This window comes from Variovorax sp. KBW07 (assembly GCF_003852515.1).
Lineage (GTDB): Bacteria > Pseudomonadota > Gammaproteobacteria > Burkholderiales > Burkholderiaceae_C > Variovorax.
The window spans coordinates 1-19,874 of the sequence record NZ_QAJK01000002.1; the positions used below are offsets into that span (position 1 = coordinate 1).

A 19,874-nucleotide genomic window follows, 5' to 3' on the forward strand; every position below is an offset into this window, starting at 1 on the left:
CACCGGGTGCTCCCCGCAGCGAAATAAAGGAGGAGCGAAGCGGGGGACATTCGCTGAGGGGACTACCCGGTGTCCTGTGCACACGCCGCGGACAAACGTGCCCCGAACAGCAGCGCCAAGAACACAAGCAATCAACGGCGGAGCCGCGCAAATGAACCTGCTCGCCTCGATGCGCTATCTGGTTGCGCTCAGCGAGCACAAGCACTTCGGCCGTGCGGCGCAGGCCTGCCACATCACGCAGCCGGCTTTGTCGAACGCGTTGCGAGCGCTCGAGACCGAATTCGGCGTCGTGATCGTCAAGCGTTCCCGTGTCTACGTCGGCCTCACGCACGAAGGCGAGCGCGTGCTGGCCACCGCCCAGCGCATGTTGCGCGACAACGAAGTGCTGCTGCAGGAGCTTCGCAGCGAAGAGGGCGATCCGCATGGGCGCCTTCGCATGGCCGCCGTTCCGACCGCCATACCCATGTTGTCGCGCTTTGCCGCGCTGCTGCACCAGCGGCACCCCGGCATCGTGCCGGCTGTGCTGTCGATGAGCTCGCAGGAACTGGAAACCGGGCTCGAAAGCCTCTCCATCGACCTTGGCCTTGGCTACATCGAGCGCATGCACCTGCCGGGCATCAAGCTCACGGCGTGGCCGCAGAGCATCGAGCATTACTTCCTGCTGCGCCGCGCGCGGACGCGGTCCACCGACACCCTGCGCATCGGCGAGCCCATCACCTGGGCCGACGCAGGCAGGTTGCCGCTGTGCCTGCTCACGCCCGACATGCACAACCGCGCCATCGTCGACCAGGCGCTGCGCGAAGCCGGTGTGTCGGCGGTGCCGGCCATCGAGACCAACTCCGTGCTTACCCTGGCGCTGGCGGTGAGCGTCGGCACCGTCAGCAGCGTGCTGCCGGGCGGCATGGTCGCGGCCGTGCGCAGCCACCGCGAACTGGAAGCGCTGCCGCTGGTGGCGCCCGAAGTGCGCACGCCCATCGGCTTCATGACGCAGGAAGGCGTGCGGCATTCGCGCGCGCTCGATGCGGCGGTGGCGTTCCTGCAGACGCCGGAGTGGGGCGAGCAGATCCGCCTGCACAGCGGTGCGCTTGGGGGAACGCTTCGCGACCCGGAGTCAGAACCTGGGGCGTCCAAAAGGCGCAGACAGGCCGGCCGGCCGCCCGTCGTGCCCAGGCCGACATAGCGCGAGACGGGGCGGAGGCGGACAATGGCCGGCGCGATGGTTTACCCTTCGCGCCAACGCTGTTTCCGCTCTTCACCACCACCGGCATGAAATCCAAAGTCCAGTTCCGCCTTCGCGTCTATCGGGACGACACCATTGCCATCGGTCCCGGCAAGATCGCCGTGCTCGAAGCCGTGGCCGAGACCGGCTCGATCTCAGCGGCCGCCCGGCTGCTGGGCATGTCGTACCGCCGCGCCTGGATGCTGGTCGACGAAATGAACAAGGCCCTGGCCTCGCCCGCGGTGAACACCGCAGCCGGTGGCTCGCGCGGCGGCGGAACGGCGCTCACGCCGGTGGGCGAGGAAATCGTCAAGCACTACCGGGCCATCGAGAACGCCGCCAAGCTGGCCACCGCGGCGGACATCCGCGCGCTGACGCGCCTGCTCGCGCCATGACCACTGCCTCTTCTTCGTCTTCTTCTGCTGCTTCTCCTGTTGCCGCGGACCCGGTCGTCTGCCGCCCCGTCGGCATCGTGCGCAGCCGCTTCACCGAAGCCACCGGCATGCCGATCCAGACCGCCGGCGCGCCCGAAGAAACGGGCCGGCTCGACGTGTTTCCCGAGTTCGCGCCGGGCCTGCGCGATATCGAAGGCTTCGACTACCTGATTCTCGTCACCCACCTGCACCAGTGCGCGCACGAGCGGCTCGAGGTGGTGCCGTTTCTTGACAACGCTTCGCACGGCGTCTTTGCCACGCGGGCGCCCGCGCGGCCGAACCGGCTGGGCCTGTCGATCGTGAAGCTCACGGCGGTCGAAGGCACGACGCTGCACTTCAGCGGCAACGACATGATGGACGGCACGCCCGTGCTCGACATCAAGCCCTATGTGCCGCGCTTCGACGTGCGCGAGACCGGGCGCGTGGGCTGGTTCGGTGCGAAGCTCGATCAGCTGCCGGGCATCCGCTCCGACGACCGGATGGGCTGACCGGGCCGACCGGGCTGGCTCGGCGGGTCTTCCGGTGAAGGCGGTAGGGCGTCTCCTTGCCAGCACGACCACACGCTTTGCGACAGCGTTTCGCGTGCCTGCGGCGGCGCTTCCTGGATGGTGCCCATGCTGATGAAGCCCGCGAGGTATTCGCCGGGCAGCACGCCGAGCTGGCGCGCCAGCGTCTCGTCGTAGCAGCGCTCGCCGCTCAGCACGATAGCGCCGTAGCCCAGCTGGTGCGCCGCGCTCAATATGTTGCCCAGCGCCGCGCCGGCGCTCAGCCACTGTTCGCGCGCCGGCACCTTGCTGCGCTCGCGCGGCGACACCACGAAACCCAGCAGCAGCGGCGCGCGCGTGGCGTGTTCGCGCGAACGTTTCAGGTCCGTCGGGCTGGCCAGCGGATCGCGCCGCAGTTTTTCCTGCTCGAAGCACCAGGCCAGCGCCTCGCGGTTCCGCGGGCGAAACTCGATCACGCGCCAGGGATGCAGGCCGCCATGGTCGGGCGCGCGCAGGCCGGCCTGCAGAATTGCGTCGAGTTCGTCGGTATTGGGGGCGGGTTGCTGCAGCCGGCGCGGCGACACCGAGCGCCGCGTCAGCAGGACTTCAAGGATGCGTTCCGCACCCGTCATTTGCCGCCACATGCGCGTCACTGCTCCCTGCTGTCGGGGCCGTCGATGCACACCGCCTGGCGGCGCAGCACTTCGCCGATGTCGTTGGCGTCGGTCCGCGCCACGAAGAACGACTGGCTTTCGCCGCCGGGGGCGGTGATGGAAATGACGAAGCCCTCGGCATCCATGGCCTGTTCGATGCGCCACTCCTGCACCTGCGTCGCATGGCGAAGCTCCGGCCTGCCGGAGATCGAGCGAACAACGGTGTCGTGGGCGGAGGGGCGCATGGGGTTGGCTAACGCTGTATCCCTCAGTATATGAAGACTGATGGGTTTGCGCACCCCCGTGAGAACCTTAGGGCTCACCGTGTAACAATCCCGCCGTATTTTCATGAACACGACGAACTCGCTCATCGCATCGACCGACTGGTTTCCGCTGGTCCTGTCGCTCAAGGTTGCCGCCGTGGCGACCGTGCTGGCGCTGGTCGTGGGCGTGGCGCTGGGCTGGGTGTTCGCGCGCAAGCGTTTCTTCGGCCGCAGCGTGCTCGAAGCCGTGTTCATGCTGCCGCTGGTGCTGCCGCCCACGGTCATCGGCTACGCCATCCTGGTGGCGGCCGGGCGCCGCAGCCCGCTGGGCGCATGGCTGCGCGAGCACCTCGACTACACCATCATCTTCAGCTGGCACGGCGCCGTGGTGGCTTCGGCCGTGGTGGCGCTGCCGCTGGTGCTCAAGTCGGCCAGTGCGGCGTTCTCGAATGTCGACCGCTCGCTCGAAGCCGCGGCCAGCACGTTGCGGCAGTCGCCGTTCTCGGTGTTCCTGCGCGTCACCTTGCCGCTGGCCTGGCCCGGCATCCTGGCCGGCACGCTGCTCGCGTTCGCGCGGGCCATGGGCGAGTTCGGCGCCTCGCTGATGGTGGCGGGCTCCATTCCCAAGCAGACCCAGACCCTGTCGATGGCCATCTACGACGCGGTGCAGGCCGGCCACGACGACCTCGCGCTGCTGCTGGTCATCGTGACTTCGGTGCTGTCGATCACCGTGCTGGTGTTGTCGAACCGTTTCTTCTCGCTTCGCTGATTTCATTCTTATAAGGAGTTGCACATGCGTCCGTTCCGTCTCTTGTCCCTCGTCGTTGCCCTGGCCCTGCCGCTGGCAGCGAGCGCGCAGCAGATCACCGTGTCCGCGGCGGCCAGCCTGACCGATGCGTTCAAGGAAATCGGCCCCAAGTTCGAGGCCGCCAAGTCGGGTGCCACGGTGCGCTTCAACTTCGCCGCCTCGGGCGTGCTGCTGCAGCAGATCGGGCAGGGCGCGCCGGTCGACGTGTTCGCCAGTGCCGACCAGGAAACCATGAACCGCGGCGCCGAGCAGAAGCTGGTCGACACCGCCACGCGCAAGGACTTCGTCACCAACAGCCTGGTGCTGATCGAGCCCTCGAAAGATGCCGTCGGCGTGAAGACGCTGCAGGACTTGGGCGGCGCCGGCGTCAAGAAAATTGCCATCGGCAAGATCGCCACCGTGCCGGTCGGCCGCTACACCAAGCAGGTGCTCGATGGCGCCAACCTCTGGACTGCGCTCGAGCCCAAGTTCGTGCAGGCCGACAGCGTGCGGCAGGTGCTCGACTACGTGAGCCGTGGCGAGGTCGAGGCCGGCTTCGTCTACCGCACCGACGCGGCCGTGGCCGGCGACAAGGTGAAGATCGCGTTCACCCCCACCGGCCACACGCCCGTGACCTACCCCATCGCCGTGGTGGCCGACAGCAAGCAGAAGGCGCTGGCCGGCGACTTCATTTCGTTCCTGTCGACGCCCGCCGCGCAGGAAGTGCTCACCCGCTACGGTTTCGGCAAGCCATGATCGACGTCGATCTGCAGCTCACGGTGAAGGACGGAGCCCGGCGCTTCGACCTGGCCGTGCGCTTTCAGACCGACGTTCCCTTTGCCGCGCTCTACGGCCCCTCGGGCGCGGGCAAGTCGCTCACCTTGCAGGCCATTGCCGGTCTGCTGCAGCCGTCCGCCGGCCATGTGCGGCTGGACGGCCGCACGCTGTACGACGCGGCACGGCGCATCGACGTGCCTGCGCCGGCGCGCCGCATCGGCTACCTGTTCCAGAACTACGCGCTGTTTCCGCACCTCACGGTGCGCCAGAACGTGTCGTTCGGGCTCACTGCCTGGCACCGCCGCGGCCTGCCCGCCAAGGATGCCGAGCGCGTGCAGGCCCTGCTCGAAAGCTTCGGCCTTGCCGCGCTGGCCGACAGCCGGCCGCAGAAACTGTCGGGCGGCCAGCAGCAGCGCGTGGCGCTGGCGCGCGCGCTGGCCTGCGAGCCGCAGGTGCTGCTGCTCGACGAGCCCTTTGCTGCCCTCAACCCCATGCTGCGCGCCGAGCTGCGCAACGAGCTGGCGCAGGTGCGCAGGCAATGGGGCATTCCGGTCTTGATGATCACGCACGACATCGAAGACGTGCTGGCCCTGGCCGACGTGGCCTTCGTCTACAGCAGCGGCCAGGTGGTGCGTGAGATCGACCTGCACAACGCCGAGAGCCGCGACTTCGCGCTGCGCGACATCGCGGGTGTACAGGAAGTCGAAGACACGCCGCTGCGCAGCAAGCTGCGTGGGTTGCTGATGCAGGACGCGCGCGGCTGACGGCTTTTGTATCGCATAGGCGATACAGTTTGGCGATGAAAATTGCCACCATCCCCTCCGTGCGCGTCGAGCCCGAATTCGTGGCGCGTGGCCTGGCATCTTTGGCTGATGCGCGCCGTAGCGGCGAGTACGTCGATGCAGGCGAAATGGTGCATCGCCTCAAGGCCAGACTCGAATCGGCGAAGGCCGTCAGGGCGACGGACGCGCCTTCATTTCCATTTTGAATCGCGGCATGTGCCAATCCAATTTGACGCCGGCCGCCCACAGGCGAACACTGCCGCCATGAGCGAGCAGAAGATCGAGTTTTACAAGGGCCCCGCCGGCGGCTGGGGCGCGCTGCGCAGCGTTACCCATGCGCTGCTGCGGCAGGACATTCCCATCAAGGGCGCGAAAACGCTGCTCTCGGCCAACCAGCCCGACGGCTTCGACTGCCCCGGCTGCGCCTGGCCCGACCGCAACCATGCGTCGACCTTCGAGTTCTGCGAGAACGGCGTCAAGGCCGTGGCCGCCGAGGCCACCGCGCGCCGCGCCGGGCCCGAGCTGTTCGCCAGGCACACGGTGGCCGAGCTGGCCGCGCAAAGCGATTTCTGGCTCGAAGACCAGGGCCGGCTCACGCATCCGATGGTCTACGACGCGGCCAGCGACAAGTACGTGCCCATCGAATGGGACGACGCCTTTGCGCTCGTCGCGCGCCACCTGAACGCGCTGCCCGATGCGAACCAGGCCATGTTCTACACCTCGGGCCGTGCGAGCAACGAAGCCGCCTTTCTGTACCAGCTGTTCGTGCGCGAGTACGGCACCAACAATTTTCCCGACTGCTCGAACATGTGCCACGAGCCCAGTGGCAGTGGCATGCGCCCGCAGATCGGCGTGGGCAAGGGCACGGTCACGCTGGAAGATTTCGAGAAGGCCGACGCCATCTTCATCTTCGGCCAGAACCCCGGCACCAACCATCCGCGCATGCTCGGCGAGCTGCGCGCGGCATCGAAGCGCGGCGCGCGCATCGTGAGCTTCAACCCGCTGCGCGAGCGCGGGCTGGAGCGCTTTGCCGATCCGCAGGACAAGCTGGAGATGGCGACGATGGGCTCCACGCCCATCAGCACGCACTACTTCCAGCTGCGCGTGGGCGGCGACTTCTCTGCCGTCAAGGGCATGATGAAGCACGTCATCGAGCGCGAAGACGCGGCCGTGGCGCGCGGCGAGGCCTCGGTGCTCGACCACGCCTTCATCGCCACGCACACCACCGGTTTCGAAACGCTGGCCGACGATTTGCGCGCCGAGTCGTGGGACGTGCTGGTGCAGGAGTCGGGCCTTGCGCGGGAGCAGATCCGCGCCGCGGCCGAGGTGTACCTGGGCGCCAGGAACGTCATCGCCTGCTGGGGCATGGGCATCACGCAGCACCAGCATTCGGTGGCGACCATCCAGATGATCTTGAACTGGCTCATGCTGTGCGGCCACATGGGCCGCGAAGGCGCGGGCGCCTGCCCGGTGCGTGGCCACAGCAACGTGCAGGGCGACCGCACCATGGGCATCTGGGAGAAGCCGCCGGTGGCGCTGCTCGACCGGCTGCAGAAGGTGTTCGGCTTTGAGCCGCCGCGCAAGAACGGCGTGGACACGGTCGAGGCCATCCAGCTGATGCTCGACGGCAAGGGCAAGGTGTTCTTTGCGCTCGGCGGCAACTTCGCGGCCGCCACGCCCGACACCTACCAGACCTGGAAAGGCCTGCGGCAGTGCGACCTGACGGTGCACGTGACCACCAAGCTCAACCGCAGCCACATCGTGCACGGGCGCGAGGCGCTCATTCTTCCGTGCCTGGGCCGCACCGAGATCGACATGCAGGCCGGCGGCCCGCAGGGCGTGACGGTGGAAGACTCGATGAGCATGGTCCACATCTCGATGGGCATCAACCCGCCCGCGTCGGAGTTGCTGCTGTCCGAGCCGGCCATCGTGGCGCGGCTCGCGGCCGCCACCATCGGCGCGCGCAGCAACACGCCGTGGCTGTGGCTGGTCGAGGACTACGCGCGCATCCGCGACAAGATCGAAGCCGTGTTCGACGACTTCAAGGACTTCAACGTTCGCGTGGCGCACCCGGGCGGCTTTCGCCTGCGCAACACGGCGAGCGAGCGCGTGTGGGCCACGGCATCGAAGAAGGCCGTGTTCTTCACGCATGCCGTGCCGCTGGACACCCATTCGCACCGTGCCCGCGCGCGCTTCGCGAAGAAGGGCGACACCATCGTCTTCACGCTGCTCACCACGCGTTCGCACGACCAGTACAACACCACCATCTACGGCATGGACGACCGCTACCGCGGCGTGTTCGGCCAGCGCCGCGTGGTGTTCATCCACAAGGAAGACATCCGCGCGCTGGGCATGAAGGACGGCGACTGGGTCGACATCCAGACCGTGTGGAGCGATGGCCAGGAACGCCGTGCCGACCGCTTCAAGCTGGTGGCCTACGACATCCCTCGCGGCAACCTCGCGGCCTACTACCCCGAGACCAATCCGCTGGTGCCGCTGTCGTCGGTGGCCGAGAACGCGGGCACGCCGACGTCCAAGTCCATTCCCGTGGTGCTGTCGCTGCATGTGGCGCCGGTGGCCGATGCGCCGGTGGACGCCGACGCCGTGGCGGCATGACCTCGGCCTCCTTCGACGCGGACTCGTTTTCGGCGGCCATCCTGCGCGCGCTGGCCGAAGCGCCGGGCGATGGCGGCATGTCGTTGCCGCGCCTGGGCAAGCGGCTCGGGCAGGGCGCCAGCGTGGTGATGCGCCAGCTCACGCTGATGGGCGATGCCGCCATTGGTGGCGTGCGCGGCCCCGGCTGGGTGCGCGTGGTGCAGCTGGACGACCGCTGGGTGGCGCATCTCACCGACGCGGGGCGCGAGATTGCCTCGACCCTGCCCGCTGACGAAAACGCCCGCTGAGCGGAGAATGGCCCGGCCAAGCGGAGCCACCATGTCCACGTCTCCAGATACCGTCGATTCCGAAGAAACCCTGCCATCGCTTTCGCAGCACGCCGTGCGCGTGTTCGGCGAACGCGGCGTCGCGCCCGAAGGCGTGGTGCGCGGCGACACACTGGCGGCCGAGGTGCCGGTGGCGCTGGTCTTCAACGGCGTCTCGCACGCCGTGATGATGGCCACGCCGCAAGACCTGGAGGCCTTCGCGCTGGGCTTTGCATTGAGCGAAGGCATTCTCGACACCGCCGCCGACTGCCGCGGCATCGAGGTGCGGGCCATCGATGCCACCGACGCGGGCCTGCCCGAAGGCATGCCCGGCGTCGAGGTGCAGCTCGAAATTTCCACCCGCAGCTTCGAGCGCCTGAAAGACCGGCGCCGCAGCCTCGCGGGCCGCACCGGTTGCGGCGTGTGCGGTGTCGAGAGCTTTGCCGGCCTCGACCTCACGCCGCAGCGCGTGCCCCGGCGCGACTGGATCGAGCGCGTCGACCTGGCCACCGTGCTGCGCGCCTTCGCGGCACTGCCCGCGCGCCAGGTGCTCAACGCCGAAGCCGGCGCGATCCATGCGGCCGCATGGGCCACGGTCGATGGCGAACTGACCGACGTGATGGAAGACGTGGGCCGCCACAACGCGCTCGACAAGCTGCTGGGCAAGCTGGCGCGGGCGGGACGCCTCGGCGAACCCGGCTTCGTGCTGATGTCCAGCCGTGGCAGCCACGAGCTGGTGCGCAAATGCGCGCGCCTGGGCATCGCGGCCATGGCGACCATCTCGGCGCCGACCTCGATGGGCGTGCGCATGGCCGAACTGAGCGGGCTGCGCTTCTGGGGCTTGTGCCGCGCGCCGCGCGGCGTGCTCTATGCCGACGGGCTGTCGCGCCCGTCGAGCGCCAGCACCGCATCCGCCACAGCCTCGATGCCCTGATCCGACAGGTCAGTGGCGGCCACGCTCTGGCGCTGGCGCCATGCCTTGAAGTGCAGCTCCTGCGACTTCTCGTAGTGCGGGTCGTAGTGCAGCGCCATCAGCTCGGCGAACAGGTGGGGCAGGTCGGCTTCGCGCGCCCATTGCTGCCAGCGCGTCACCGTTTCCTTGCCCTGCATTTCCTTCAGCACGCCCATCTTGTCGGCCAGCGCCTCGCGGTCGTCGCCCAGGTAGGCGTAGTCGCGCAGCAGGTAGGTCAGCCGCGCCTCGGGTGTGGCCGCCACCTCGATGCACGGCGCGGCGCGCATGCGGGCCACCAGCGACAGGGGCAGCGACAGCCGCCCGATGCGCACGCTTTCGCCCTCGACATACAGCGGGCGCTTCAGGTCGATGGCTTCGAGCACGGTGGCAATGCGCGTCTCGAAGTGCTTTTGCGACGGCTGCGGCACGCCCGGCAGCGAACCGAGCAGCGAGCCCTTGTGGTTGGCGAAATCTTCCAGGTCGAGCACCTGCGCGCCGCGCTCGGCCAGCGCGTGCAGCACGCGCGTCTTGGCGCTGCCGGTGGCACCGCAGATCACGCGCAGGTCGAGCTGCGGGGTCAGCGCGTCGATCTGCGAAATGACGTGGCGTCTGAAGCTCTTGTAGCCGCCGGCGAGCTGCTGTGCGTCCCAGCCGACGAGCCGCAGCCACGTCACCATCGAGCCGCTGCGCATGCCGCCGCGCCAGCAATAGACCAGCGGCTTCCAGTTCTCGGGGCGGTCGGCCAGCGTGTCGCGCAGATGCCGCGCGATGTTGGCGGCCACCATGGCGCCACCGATGCGCCGCGCTTCGAAGGCGCCGGTCTGCACGTAGACGGTGCCGACGATGCGGCGCTCTTCGTCGTCGAGCACCGGGCAGTTGATGGCGCCGGGAATGTGGTCGAGCGCGAACTCGGCCGGCGAACGGGCGTCGATCAGCGTGTCGAAGGCGTGGCGGTCGGCCACCCGCACGGGTTGGCGGTGGCTCATGGCGTAGGAAACCTCATGCCCCGATTGTCGGGCAGCCGGTCAGGCATAGGCCGGGCCAAGTCCCTTTCGCAAGCGAGCACTCGCAAAGTCCACGAAGGTCACCAGCACGAACATCGCGATCAGCACGCTCATCGCCTGCTGCTGCTGGAAGATCGACAGGTGGAAGTACAGCAGCTGCCCCAGCCCGCCGCCGCCCACGAAGCCCAGCACGGCGGCCATGCGGATGTTCATTTCCCAGCGGTAGAGCGTGTACGCCACCCACTGCGGCAGCACGATCGGCAGGCTGGCGTAGCTGAAGGCGGCAACGGGACCGGCGCCGGCCAGCGTCAGCGCGTGCTCGGGCTCGCGCGGCGCGTTTTCCAGGGCTTCGGCGAACAGCCGGCCCAGCACGCCGGTGGTGTGCAGCGACAGCGCCAGCGCGCCCGCGAACGGGCCGATGCCGGCGGCCAGCACCATCAGCGCGGCCCAGACCAGCTCGGGCACGCTGCGCAGGAAGTTGAGGACGAAGCGCGCCGCATGGCGCGGCGGGCCGCCGGCGCGGCCCGAGGCAGGCAGCGCCAACACCGCGCCCGCGATGGCCGCCAGCACGGTTCCGAGCGCCGACACGGCCAGCGTCTGCAACGCGCCATGGCCCACCTTTGCAAGGAAGTCGGGCGACACGTCGGGCGGAAAGAACTCGGCGATGAACTTGCCCATGAGCCGCAACGACTCCGACGACCCGAGCGCCCGGTAGTCGATGCCCAGGTAGACGAAGCTCGCGGCCACCGCCACGCCGATCAGCAGCACCGCGAACCAGCAGCGCAGGCAGGGGCGGGGACGCGGGGGCAGGGCCTTCGTCATGCCAGCAGCTTTCGCAGCGCGTTGCTCAGCACGTCCGCCAGCAGCACCAGCGCGAGAAACACCAGCAGGATGCTGCTGGCCTCGCCGCCGTTGAGCATCTTCATCGACTGGTCCATCAGCTGGCCCAGGCCGCCCGCGCCGACAAAGCCCATCACCACCGAGGCGCGCACCGCGCATTCCCAGCGGTACACGGTGTAAGAGGCCAGCTCCTGCGCGGTGTTCGGCAGCAGGCCGTAGCACAGCGCCGCCAGCCGGCCGCTGCCGCCTTCGAGCAGCGCGCGCGCCGGGCGCGTGTCGGTCGATTCCAGTATCTCGGCGTAGACCTTGCCGAGCATGCCGCCGTAGGTGATGGCCAGCGCCAGCACGCCTGCTGCCGGGCCCAGGCCGAGCGCGCGCACGAACAGCAGCGCCCACACGATTTCGGGAATGGCGCGCAGCACCATCAGCAGCCAGCGCGCGGCCTGCCGCACCACGCCGGCCTTCACGCGGCCGGGCCCCGGGCCGATGCGCGAGATGGACAGCGCGCGCGTCGTCACGAAGGCCAGCGGCGCGCCGATCAACAGCGCGAGCGCGGTGCCCGCCGTGGCCATGGCCAATGTCTCGAGCGTGGCCTTGGCGAGCAACGCGAGAAAGTCGGGCGAAGCTTCGGGGGGAAAGAAGCCCGCGAGAAAGCCGCCGATGACGGCCAGGTTACCGCTGCCGAACAGCACCCATGGCTTGAACTCCGACAGCGCCAGCATCGGCCATGCGATGACCAGCGCGGCGGCCCAGCCGGCCAGCCTGCGCCATGCCTGCGGGTCGCGTTGCGCGACGGCGGTGCGTGTGCGCGCGCGGGGAACCGGGGTGTCGGTCAAGGGCAGTCCGGCCGCTGGAAAGGCGGCTCCGTTGCAACACCGGCGCCGACACCAATGCTCTGTTGTTGTGGCCCCTGTGTGGCCACGCCGCCTTCGCTGGCATAGAGTGTGTCGAGCATCGCGGCCGTGACCTGCGTGGCGGGCAGGTCGAACATCACCTGCCCGTTGCGCATGCCGACGATGCGCGGAAACCAGCGCAGCGCCAGGTCCACCGCATGCAGCGAGGCCACCAGCGTGGCGCCGGTCGATTCGCTCTGCGCGACCAGCTGGCCCACGGCCGCGTCGGCCAGCGTCGGGTCGAGCGCGGACACGGGTTCGTCGGCCAGCAGCAAGGCGGGGCGCTGGTACAGCGCGCGTGCGATGCCCACGCGCTGCAACTGGCCGCCGGAGAGGCGGTCGCAGCGGTCGAACAGGCGGTCTTCCAGGGCCAGCCGCGACAGCACCTCGTGTGCGCCGGCAATGTCCGATGGGTAGAAAAGCGAGCCCAGCGCGCGTGCCGCCGACCACTCGCCCAGCCGGCCCGCCAGCACGGCCGTGACCACGCGCAGGCGCGGCGCGATCGGCGGCGCCTGGTGCACCGTGCCGATGCGCGCGCGCAGTTTCTTCAGCGCGCCGGCCGGCAGTTGCCATGGCTTCGCACCGAGTGCCTGCACCTCGCCTTCGCCGGGCCGCAGCGCGGCGCCGAGCACACGCAACAGCGTGGTCTTGCCGGCGCCCGAGGGACCGATGACGGCAATGCGCTCGCCGTCACGCGCGGACAGCGTCACCCCGGCCAGCGCGCGCTGGCCGTTGGGGTGGACCACGCCGACGGCGTCGAGGGAAAAGCTCACGCGCGCAGGCTCGTCACTTGATCAGGCCCGCCGACTTGCCCGCCGTCTCGATTCCGTCATAGTTCGACGACTTCGTCGGAATGAACTTGCTCGCGCGTTGCAGCGCCATGATTTCCTTGTGCGCCGGGTTGGCCGGGTCGAGCTTCAGGAACGCATCGGTCAGCTTCTTCTGCAGCGCCGGGTCCATGCCGGGGCGCACCGTCCAGTTGTAGTCGTAGTAGGTCGGCGTGGTCGCGAGCACGCGCACCTTGGCGGCATTCGGGTTCTTCGATTCGACCAGCTTGTCCCACACCGAGGCGTTGAGCACGCCCGCTTCGGCACGCGACGCGGCCACGAAGGCCACCGTGGCGTCGTGCGCGCCCGAGAACGCGACCGTCTTGAAGTCTTTCTCGGGGTTGATGCCGGCCTGCAGCAGGAAGTAGCGCGGCATCAGGCTGCCCGAGGTGGAAGAGGGCGCGCCGAAGGCAAAGGTCTTGCCCTTCAGGTCGGCCAGCGTCTTGGCGGTGCTGTCGATGGGCACGATGAACTTGCTGGTGAACACCTCGTCTTCCGCGCGCTGCACGATCGGCACCGCGCCGCCGTTGGTGCGGATGCGCGCCTGCACGAAGGTGAAGCCGCCGAGCCAGGCCATGTCGATCTTGTGGGTGGCCAGGCCTTCGACCACGGCGGCGTAGTCGGTCACGGGCGTGAACTGCACGTCCATGCCGGTTTCCTTCTTCAGGTAGTCGCCCAGCGGCGTGAACTTGCGTTGCAGTTCGGTGGGCGCCTCGTCGGGAATGGCCGAAACACGCAGCACGCCTTGGGCAAAGGCGCCGAAGGCCGTGAGGGAAAGGGTCAGCGCAAGCGCCAGTCGGGACAATTTGTTCATGGGGTGTGCCTGTGGATGTGCCTGTGGGCTGGGGTCAAAAAAAGGGGTGTGTTCAAGTGCGTGGGCGCCAGGCGCCGGTGGCTTCGATAATCGCGGCTTGTTTCATTCGACCGAGCCGCCGCCATGACCGATGCCGCATCTTCCAAGAAGCTTTTGAATCCGCTGGCGCCGCTGCGGCTTACCAGCTTCTCGCACGGGGGCGGCTGCGGCTGCAAGATCGCGCCGGGTGTGCTCTCGCAGATTCTCAAGAACCACGCGGGGGGAATGATCCCGCCCGAACTCATGGTCGGCATCGAGACCGCCGACGACGCGGCAGTCTACAGGCTCAACGACGAGCAGGCGCTCATTGCCACCACCGACTTCTTCATGCCCATCGTGGACGACCCCTACGAGTTCGGGCGCATCGCGGCCACCAACGCCATCAGCGACGTGTACGCCATGGGCGGCCGTCCGATCATGGCGCTGGCGCTGGTCGCCATGCCGATCAACCAGTTGCCCGTGGAAGTGATCGCCGAGATCGTGCGCGGCGGGCAGGACGTGTGCCGCGCCGCCGGCATCCCGATCGCGGGCGGCCACACCATCGATTCGGTCGAGCCCATCTACGGCCTCGTCGCGATGGGCCTGGTGCACCCCGACCGCGTGCGGCGCAACGCCGATGCAAAGGCCGGCGACGTGCTGGTGCTGGGCAAGCCGCTGGGTGTGGGTGTGCTGTCGGCGGCGCTCAAGAAGGAGCAATTGTCCGAGGCCGGTTACCGCCAGCTGATCGCCAACGCAACGAAGCTCAACACGCCCGGCATCGCGCTGTCGGCGCTCGACGGCGTGCATGCGCTGACCGACGTGACGGGTTTCGGGCTGGCCGGTCATACGCTGGAGCTGGCGCGTGGGGCCAAGCTCACGGCTGTCGTCGAATGGTCGAAGGTGCCGTTGCTCGACAACGTGGAAGCGATGGCTGCCGAGGGTTTCGTCACAGGTGCATCCGGCCGCAACTGGGCGGGGTATGGGGCCGATGTGGAACTGGCAGGCGGCCTGCCGGCCACGGCGCAGAACCTGCTGAGCGATCCGCAGACTTCGGGCGGCTTGCTCGTGAGCTGCGCGCCCGAGGCGGTCGATGCGGTGCTGGAGATTTTCCGGAAGGAAGGCTTTGCGCAAGCGGCGGTAGTCGGCCGCGTCGAGGCCGGAAAGCCCGCGCTGCGCGTCCTGCCCTGATCCCCCGTATTTCTCCCTCCCCTCCCGGGGGAGGGCCGGGGTGGGGGCAGGCGGCATTCGATCAGGCGCGGCCGTATTGCAAGCGCCGCTTGCCCCCATCCCAGCCTTCCCCCGGAAGGGGAAGGAGCAAGACAAAGACAAAAGCAACGGCAAAAGCGGCGGAAGGGGGAAGGAGTCGAACCTTCCCGGCGACGACTGGCGCCACCCACTGGGTTTGAAGCCCAGCCGCCCCACCAGGGACGATCCCCTCCCATGAGCGCTGTTCACGGGCTGGCCCCGAACAGCGACGTATCGGGCCGCAGCAGGTGCGTGTCTTTCACGCGCCGCGTGTAGCCCACACGATCGAAAAATTCCAGCAACTGGATCGCGCGCTTGCGCCCCAACCCGGTCGCATCCCGAAAGCTCGCGGCCTGCAAGCCTTCCGGCCCGGCGATGCAATCGCGCACAAGGCCGGCCAACTGCTCGATGGTCGCCAGCGGATAGTACAAGTCCTTCACCACCTGGAAGGCCTGGCCTTGCCGTGCGAGGCTCGCCAGGGTCTGCCGCACCATCGGCTCGCTGGCCGCGCAGTCCTTTGCCAGGTCGCGCACCCACGGCGGATCGAAGCCGCCGTCGGCCAGCCTGGGCAGCAGCTTTTGCGCGAGCTTCTGCTCGGCTTCGTTCAGGCGCGCCGCATGGTCCGGCAGGTGCAGCCACGTGCCGCTGCGCACCAGCGCGCCGCGCGCGGCCAGCGCATCGAGTGCATGGCGCCACAACGCATCGTCGGTGCGCGGGCCGGCCAGCCGCTTCAGGCGGCGTGCATCGGGGCCGACCTCGTCGGGCGCCGCGCGATGGAAGTCGGCCAGCCGCTCGGCGATCTGCGTTTCCAATGCGTCGAGATGCTGCCGCGCGATGGCGGTGTGCGCGATGCGCACCGCATCGCCGGGCAGCGCCAGCGCGGCTTCGTTCGCCAGCGACTGCGCACAGGCCAGCCGCGCCGTGTCGATGCCGAGCGGTGCGTTGTGCAGCAGCGCCGCCACGCGCGCGGTGCGGTCGTCGATGGCCCAGGCCGACAGCGTGCGCAGCCGCTCGGGCGTGCGCCGGTAGCGCACGGGTGCGAAGGGGTCGAGCACGCGCACGCCCGCCACGGTGCGGGTGGCAGAGGCGTCGCGCAGCACGCCGCGGTCGCCATGCCATGCGCCGACCCCGTCGCGCAGCACCAGTTGGGCCAGCGCGGTTTCGCCGGGCGCGAGCGCATCGCGGTCGAGCAGGGCCACCGACGCCATCACGTCGCTGGCGCCCAGGTGCGCGTGCACCGTCGCGCCCGAGCGCAGGGGCCTGGCTTCGTCGGGCCACAGCGTGAGCAGCACGTCGATGCGCGCCGTCGCCAGCGCGATGGCCGGGGTGCACGCCCAGTCGCCGCGATGCACTTCGTCCTTGGTCACGCCGGCCAGCGCCAGCGCGCAGCGTTGACCCGCATGCGCGGACTCGGCCTGCTGGTTCTGCGCATGAATGCCGCGCACCCGCACCGTGCGCTCGCCGGGCACGAGCCGCAGTTCGTCGCCGATGCGCACCGTGCCGCTGAAGACGGTGCCGGTCACGACGGTGCCGACACCCGCCAGCGTGAAGGCGCGGTCCACCGCGAGACGGAAGGCCAGGTCGTCTTCGCGCGCGTGCGCCTCGCGTGCCACGTCGAGCAGCCGCGTGCGCAGCGCGTCGATGCCCTCGCCCGTGGTGGCGGACACCGCGAGCACCGGCGCATGGGCCAGCGGGGTGGGCGCAAGCAGGGCGTCGATTTCCGCGCGCACTTCGTCGAGCCGCGTCGCGCGCGTGGCCGCGTCGATGCGGTCGATCTTGGTGATGGCTACCGTGGCCGCACGCACCCCCAGCAGCGCGACCACAGCCAGGTGCTCGCGCGTCTGCGGCATCACACCGTCGTCCGCCGCCACCACCAGCAAGGCGTGGTCGATGCCGGTGGCGCCGGCCAGCATGGTGTGCAGCAGGCGCTCGTGCCCCGGCACGTCGACAAAGCCGAGCGACACGCCATCGGGCGCGTGCAGGTAGGCATAGCCGAGCTCGATGGAAATGCCGCGCCGCTTTTCTTCGGGCAGACGGTCGGTGTCGACGCCGGTGAGCGCGCGAACCAGCGAGGTCTTGCCGTGGTCGATGTGGCCTGCGGTGCCGATGATCATGGCGCGTGGTCTTGCTCCTTCCCCCTTTGGGGGAAGGATGGGATGGGGGCAGGCCGTCTATGAGGCGTCGCGCTGGATCGAACGCCGTCGTGCCCCCACCCCGGCCCTCCCCCGGAAGGGGAGGGAGGAATGCGGGCTACCGTCACGACAGATGCTCCTTCAGCAAGGGCAACTGTGCAACGAAAGGCGCGCTGTCTTCCAGGCAGCGCAGGTCGAGCAGCAGGCGGTCTTCCGCGATGCGTCCGATCACCGGCAACGGCAGGTTGCGCAATGCGGTGGCGAGTGCATCGAGCGCGGTGCCGAGGCCTTTCTTCGAGGTGCCCGCCGGCGAGAGCGCAAGGCCGGCGGAAGGCAGGCGTTCGACCGGCAGCGAGCCCGAGCCGATCTGCCCGAGCAGCGGCACCACCTCGACGGTGAAGCGCGGCGATACGGCGGCCTGCACGGCGGGTTGCAATGCCTCGGCCATCTCGCGGATTGCATCGGCGGGCCTCGTGAGCAGGCGCAGCGTCGGCAGGTCCTGGGCGAGCCTTTCGGGCCGCAGGTACAGCGACAGCGTGGCTTCGAGCGCGGCCAGCGGCAGCTTGCTCATGCGCAGCGCGCGCTTCATCGGGAACTTGCGGATGCGGCCCACGGCCTCCTTGCTGCCGACGATGAGGCCGGCCTGCGGGCCACCCAGCAGCTTGTCGCCCGAGAAGGTGACCACGTCGCAGCCGGCCGCGAGCATCTCCTGCGGCAGCGGTTCGCGCGGCAGGCCGTAGTGCGCAAGGTCGACCAGCGAGCCGCTGCCCAGGTCGGTGGCCAGCGGAACGCCGCGCGCATGCGCGATGCCGGCGAGCGTGGCCTCGTCGACCGCGGCGGTGAAGCCCTGCACCGCGTAGTTGCTGGTGTGCACCTTCATCACGAGCGCGGTCTGTGCGTTGATGGCGCGCTCGTAGTCCTGCGGATGCGTGCGGTTGGTGGTGCCGACCTCGACCATGCGCGCGCCGGCGCTGGCCATCACGTCGGGCATGCGAAAGGCGCCGCCGATCTCGACCAGCTCGCCGCGCGAGACGATGACTTCGCGCTCGCGCGCCAGGGCAGCGATGGTCAACAGCACGGCGGCCGCGTTGTTGTTGACCACCGTCGCGGCTTCGGCACCGGTGATGGTGCACAGCAGGTCTTCGACCAGCGAATCGCGGTCGCCGCGGCTGCCGGTGGCCAGGTCGTATTCGAGGTTGTTGGGCGAGGTCATTACCGCCAGCAGCCGCTGCAGTGCCGCATCGGCCAGCAGCGCGCGGCCGAGGTTGGTGTGGATGACGGTGCCGGTGAGGTTGAGCACGGCGCGCATGCGCGGTGCAAGGCGGAGTTGTATGCGGATGGCGAGTGCTTCGGCCAGCGCCTCTGGCTGGACTTCGGCGGCAGGCAGCTCGCCGGCAACGGCGCGGGCGCGAAGCCCTTCGAGCAATGCCCGCGCCTCGCTCACGACAAGGGTGTGGCCGTGCTCGGCCAGCAGGGCGCGCGGCGTATCGGCGCGCAGCAGTTGATCGACAGAAGGCAGATCCTGGGGCCTTGCCGTCGAGCCGTGGACCACGGACTCTTTCGGCGTCGCCATCAGCCGCCTCCGCCGTCGTCTGGAATCTCTTCTGGATCGCCGAAGAGCAGCATCAGGTTGTGGCCGCTGCGCTGGTGGCCGGCTTCGGACACCAGCAGGTCGAGCGTGACGCTGGCCAGGTCATCGGCCACGGGCTCGACCTCGGGGTCTTTCTCCATCGCGATCTGCTTGAGGTAGTGGCCGCAGCTGTCGCAGCACTCGGCCTTGACTGCGCCTTCGCGCGCGCCGGTCGCGGGCAGATCGATGCCGGGCTGCGGCGTGAGCGATTCGAAGTGAATGCCCTTGGTGCTTTCGCAGTGCGTGCACTTGATGCGCACGTAGTGCCACTCGGTGCTGCACAGCGAGCAGTGCAGGTAACGAAAGCCCGCTTCGTCGGCGCCGATGCGCGTGATGCTCGCGGTGGGTGCGCTGCCGCAGCAGGGGCACTCGTTGCCGGGGTCGGTGCGGCCGTAGATGTTCTCGCCGTGGCGTTCGGCCACTTGCAGCACCAGTTGCGTCCAGTAGGCCTGCAGGCCGGCTGCGATCAGCGGGGCCGCAGCCAGGTCAAGCCCAAACATGATGCGGCGCGAGAGCAGGTCGGCCTGCTGGTCGATCCAGGCGTCGTCGGCTGCGAGTACGCGGTCGAGCGTGTCGCGCGCGGCGCCTTCAGGCAGGTGCACACGGAACAGGCCGAGCAGCCGCTGCAGCTCCGTGCGCCACACTGCATCACGCGTCCAGCCGAAAGCGGGCATCGGCGGCTTGAGCACCTTCGCTGCGGCTTCGAGCGCTTCGGATTCGGGCAGCGCGACGACGGGGTAGTCCTGCAGCACCTGGTGCTGCGCCTGCGCGAGGTCGGCGATGAAGATCAGGTACTCGCGCATCGGGTGCGAGGCCGCGAGCTGGCGCAGCCGCAGCTGCCGGTCGGAGAACACCGCCGCACGCACCGGCAGGCGCAGGAACGGCATCTGCCGCCCGGCCTGCATGGCGATCTGCTCGGGATCGAGAACGCGCGTGGTCCGGATCGGTGGCGGAGTACCGGTGGAACTGCTCATTCAGGCGACTCTACAGCGGTTCGGTCGGTTTGTGATGCGTGGGAAGCCCGGGTGGGGCTGACGTGGACGCCAGCTCACGAGCGGATTCCGGGCTTCGGAGCCGTCGATGGGTTTGCCAAGCACCTCACATGGGGCCGCCTGCTTGCCTCTGAAAACTTGTACCGTCTGTCCATGCAGTTGAACAGTCGCATTGATGAGCTGCTTTCGCATAACTGGCAGCGCAG

21 protein-coding genes and 1 tRNA gene are annotated in these 19,874 nt (G+C 69.0%); 11 read left to right on the top strand and 11 right to left on the bottom strand.

All coding sequences use genetic code 11. The annotated features are described in order from the left end of the window. The first annotated feature begins 151 nt into the window (after positions 1–151). From DBV14_RS00425 to tsaA, 3 genes are all read left to right on the top strand, one after another. Positions 152–1,180, top strand: coding sequence for a LysR substrate-binding domain-containing protein (locus DBV14_RS00425; protein ID WP_124457225.1), 1,029 nt, complete (start codon positions 152–154; stop codon positions 1,178–1,180). Between the two features lie 86 nt (positions 1,181–1,266). Continuing rightward, positions 1,267–1,614 (top strand): winged helix-turn-helix domain-containing protein, encoded by a 348-nt coding sequence (locus tag DBV14_RS00430; RefSeq protein ID WP_124457226.1) that lies wholly within the window; start codon positions 1,267–1,269, stop codon positions 1,612–1,614. Beyond that, positions 1,611–2,141: a tRNA (N6-threonylcarbamoyladenosine(37)-N6)-methyltransferase TrmO gene (gene tsaA / locus DBV14_RS00435; protein ID WP_124457227.1), complete on the top strand. Its 531-nt coding sequence runs from the start codon at positions 1,611–1,613 to the stop codon at positions 2,139–2,141. Before DBV14_RS00430 ends, tsaA begins: the two co-directional genes overlap by 4 nt. Here tsaA and DBV14_RS00440 read toward each other — a convergent pair. Further along, positions 2,102–2,782 carry a nitroreductase gene (locus tag DBV14_RS00440; RefSeq protein WP_124457228.1) on the bottom strand — a complete coding sequence of 227 codons (681 nt, stop codon included), beginning with the start codon at positions 2,780–2,782 and terminating at the stop codon, positions 2,102–2,104. The two genes, tsaA and DBV14_RS00440, sit on opposite strands and share 40 nt — an antisense overlap. 5 nt (positions 2,783–2,787) lie before the next feature. Next, positions 2,788–3,036 carry a hypothetical protein gene (locus tag DBV14_RS00445; protein ID WP_124457229.1) on the bottom strand — a complete coding sequence of 83 codons (249 nt, stop codon included), beginning with the start codon at positions 3,034–3,036 and terminating at the stop codon, positions 2,788–2,790. Positions 3,037–3,139: 103 nt separating this feature from the next. Here DBV14_RS00445 and modB point away from each other — a divergent pair, with 103 nt between their 5' ends. From modB to fdhD, 7 genes are read left to right on the top strand one after another with little or no spacing between them, the layout of a single operon-like run. Then, complete coding sequence (modB, locus tag DBV14_RS00450) at positions 3,140–3,823, top strand: molybdate ABC transporter permease subunit (protein WP_124457230.1); 684 nt, start codon at positions 3,140–3,142, stop codon at positions 3,821–3,823. Positions 3,824–3,847: 24 nt separating this feature from the next. Then, a complete protein-coding gene (gene modA, locus DBV14_RS00455) occupies positions 3,848–4,597 on the top strand; it encodes a molybdate ABC transporter substrate-binding protein (protein ID WP_124457231.1) in 750 nt (249 codons plus the stop codon). Next, entirely contained in the window at positions 4,594–5,382 is a 789-nt protein-coding gene (locus DBV14_RS00460) for an ABC transporter ATP-binding protein (RefSeq protein ID WP_124457232.1), read from the top strand. The genes modA and DBV14_RS00460 overlap by 4 nt, the downstream gene beginning before the upstream one ends. A 35-nt stretch (positions 5,383–5,417) precedes the next feature. After that, positions 5,418–5,606 carry a hypothetical protein gene (locus DBV14_RS00465; protein ID WP_124457233.1) on the top strand — a complete coding sequence of 63 codons (189 nt, stop codon included), beginning with the start codon at positions 5,418–5,420 and terminating at the stop codon, positions 5,604–5,606. A 58-nt stretch (positions 5,607–5,664) separates the two neighbouring features. Next, positions 5,665–8,016: an FdhF/YdeP family oxidoreductase gene (locus DBV14_RS00470; RefSeq protein WP_124457234.1), complete on the top strand. Its 2,352-nt coding sequence runs from the start codon at positions 5,665–5,667 to the stop codon at positions 8,014–8,016. Next, positions 8,013–8,303, top strand: coding sequence for a hypothetical protein (locus DBV14_RS00475; protein ID WP_124457235.1), 291 nt, complete (start codon positions 8,013–8,015; stop codon positions 8,301–8,303). Before DBV14_RS00470 ends, DBV14_RS00475 begins: the two co-directional genes overlap by 4 nt. A 31-nt stretch (positions 8,304–8,334) precedes the next feature. After that, positions 8,335–9,255: a formate dehydrogenase accessory sulfurtransferase FdhD gene (gene fdhD, locus DBV14_RS00480; protein ID WP_260396760.1), complete on the top strand. Its 921-nt coding sequence runs from the start codon at positions 8,335–8,337 to the stop codon at positions 9,253–9,255. Here fdhD and mnmH read toward each other — a convergent pair. The 5 genes from mnmH to DBV14_RS00505 are packed head-to-tail and all read right to left on the bottom strand — an operon-like array spanning position 9,189 to position 13,651. Beyond that, positions 9,189–10,259, bottom strand: coding sequence for a tRNA 2-selenouridine(34) synthase MnmH (gene mnmH / locus DBV14_RS00485; RefSeq protein ID WP_124457237.1), 1,071 nt, complete (start codon positions 10,257–10,259; stop codon positions 9,189–9,191). The genes fdhD and mnmH overlap by 67 nt on opposite strands. Before the next feature lie 39 nt (positions 10,260–10,298). Continuing rightward, the gene (gene phnE / locus DBV14_RS00490) at positions 10,299–11,099 is read right to left on the bottom strand and encodes a phosphonate ABC transporter, permease protein PhnE (protein WP_124457238.1); all 801 of its coding nucleotides are present in this window, start codon (positions 11,097–11,099) and stop codon (positions 10,299–10,301) included. Then, the gene (locus DBV14_RS00495) at positions 11,096–11,953 is read right to left on the bottom strand and encodes an ABC transporter permease (RefSeq protein WP_124457239.1); all 858 of its coding nucleotides are present in this window, start codon (positions 11,951–11,953) and stop codon (positions 11,096–11,098) included. Before DBV14_RS00495 ends, phnE begins: the two co-directional genes overlap by 4 nt. Further along, complete coding sequence (locus DBV14_RS00500) at positions 11,950–12,783, bottom strand: phosphonate ABC transporter ATP-binding protein (RefSeq protein ID WP_124457240.1); 834 nt, start codon at positions 12,781–12,783, stop codon at positions 11,950–11,952. The genes DBV14_RS00495 and DBV14_RS00500 overlap by 4 nt, the downstream gene beginning before the upstream one ends. A 13-nt stretch (positions 12,784–12,796) precedes the next feature. Next, a complete protein-coding gene (locus tag DBV14_RS00505; protein ID WP_124457241.1) occupies positions 12,797–13,651 on the bottom strand; it encodes a putative selenate ABC transporter substrate-binding protein in 855 nt (284 codons plus the stop codon). Between the two features lie 123 nt (positions 13,652–13,774). On the opposite strand from DBV14_RS00505, the gene selD reads away from it, so the two are divergent. Further along, a complete protein-coding gene (gene selD, locus DBV14_RS00510) occupies positions 13,775–14,857 on the top strand; it encodes a selenide, water dikinase SelD (protein WP_124457242.1) in 1,083 nt (360 codons plus the stop codon). A 159-nt stretch (positions 14,858–15,016) separates the two neighbouring features. On the opposite strand, the gene DBV14_RS00515 is transcribed toward selD, so the two are convergent. The 4 genes from DBV14_RS00515 to fdhE form a co-directional block, all read right to left on the bottom strand. After that, positions 15,017–15,109 (bottom strand) — tRNA-Sec (locus DBV14_RS00515). An 11-nt stretch (positions 15,110–15,120) separates the two neighbouring features. Beyond that, complete coding sequence (gene selB, locus DBV14_RS00520; protein ID WP_124457243.1) at positions 15,121–17,028, bottom strand: selenocysteine-specific translation elongation factor; 1,908 nt, start codon at positions 17,026–17,028, stop codon at positions 15,121–15,123. 142 nt (positions 17,029–17,170) lie between these two features. Then, the gene (gene selA, locus DBV14_RS00525) at positions 17,171–18,619 is read right to left on the bottom strand and encodes an L-seryl-tRNA(Sec) selenium transferase (RefSeq protein WP_124457244.1); all 1,449 of its coding nucleotides are present in this window, start codon (positions 18,617–18,619) and stop codon (positions 17,171–17,173) included. Then, positions 18,619–19,650, bottom strand: coding sequence for a formate dehydrogenase accessory protein FdhE (gene fdhE, locus DBV14_RS00530; RefSeq protein ID WP_124457245.1), 1,032 nt, complete (start codon positions 19,648–19,650; stop codon positions 18,619–18,621). Before fdhE ends, selA begins: the two co-directional genes overlap by 1 nt. Positions 19,651–19,874 lie beyond the last annotated feature (224 nt).

Bases quoted from the DNA above. Each gene is read 5' to 3' on its own strand.
- DBV14_RS00470 (WP_124457234.1), top strand. From the start codon at position 5,665: ATGAGCGAGCAGAAGATCGAGTTTTACAAGGGCCCCGCCGGCGGCTGG.
- selD (WP_124457242.1), top strand. From the start codon at position 13,775: ATGACCGATGCCGCATCTTCCAAGAAGCTTTTGAATCCGCTGGCGCCG.
- tsaA (WP_124457227.1), top strand. From the start codon at position 1,611: ATGACCACTGCCTCTTCTTCGTCTTCTTCTGCTGCTTCTCCTGTTGCC.
- DBV14_RS00460 (WP_124457232.1), top strand. From the start codon at position 4,594: ATGATCGACGTCGATCTGCAGCTCACGGTGAAGGACGGAGCCCGGCGC.
- modA (WP_124457231.1), top strand. From the start codon at position 3,848: ATGCGTCCGTTCCGTCTCTTGTCCCTCGTCGTTGCCCTGGCCCTGCCG.
- DBV14_RS00430 (WP_124457226.1), top strand. From the start codon at position 1,267: ATGAAATCCAAAGTCCAGTTCCGCCTTCGCGTCTATCGGGACGACACC.
- DBV14_RS00445 (WP_124457229.1), bottom strand. From the start codon at position 3,036: ATGCGCCCCTCCGCCCACGACACCGTTGTTCGCTCGATCTCCGGCAGG.
- DBV14_RS00465 (WP_124457233.1), top strand. From the start codon at position 5,418: ATGAAAATTGCCACCATCCCCTCCGTGCGCGTCGAGCCCGAATTCGTG.
- mnmH (WP_124457237.1), bottom strand. From the start codon at position 10,259: ATGAGCCACCGCCAACCCGTGCGGGTGGCCGACCGCCACGCCTTCGAC.
- DBV14_RS00440 (WP_124457228.1), bottom strand. From the start codon at position 2,782: ATGTGGCGGCAAATGACGGGTGCGGAACGCATCCTTGAAGTCCTGCTG.
- modB (WP_124457230.1), top strand. From the start codon at position 3,140: ATGAACACGACGAACTCGCTCATCGCATCGACCGACTGGTTTCCGCTG.
- DBV14_RS00425 (WP_124457225.1), top strand. From the start codon at position 152: ATGAACCTGCTCGCCTCGATGCGCTATCTGGTTGCGCTCAGCGAGCAC.
- selA (WP_124457244.1), bottom strand. From the start codon at position 18,619: ATGGCGACGCCGAAAGAGTCCGTGGTCCACGGCTCGACGGCAAGGCCC.
- selB (WP_124457243.1), bottom strand. From the start codon at position 17,028: ATGATCATCGGCACCGCAGGCCACATCGACCACGGCAAGACCTCGCTG.
- DBV14_RS00505 (WP_124457241.1), bottom strand. From the start codon at position 13,651: ATGAACAAATTGTCCCGACTGGCGCTTGCGCTGACCCTTTCCCTCACG.
- fdhD (WP_260396760.1), top strand. From the start codon at position 8,335: ATGTCCACGTCTCCAGATACCGTCGATTCCGAAGAAACCCTGCCATCG.
- DBV14_RS00475 (WP_124457235.1), top strand. From the start codon at position 8,013: ATGACCTCGGCCTCCTTCGACGCGGACTCGTTTTCGGCGGCCATCCTG.
- fdhE (WP_124457245.1), bottom strand. From the start codon at position 19,650: ATGAGCAGTTCCACCGGTACTCCGCCACCGATCCGGACCACGCGCGTT.
- phnE (WP_124457238.1), bottom strand. From the start codon at position 11,099: ATGACGAAGGCCCTGCCCCCGCGTCCCCGCCCCTGCCTGCGCTGCTGG.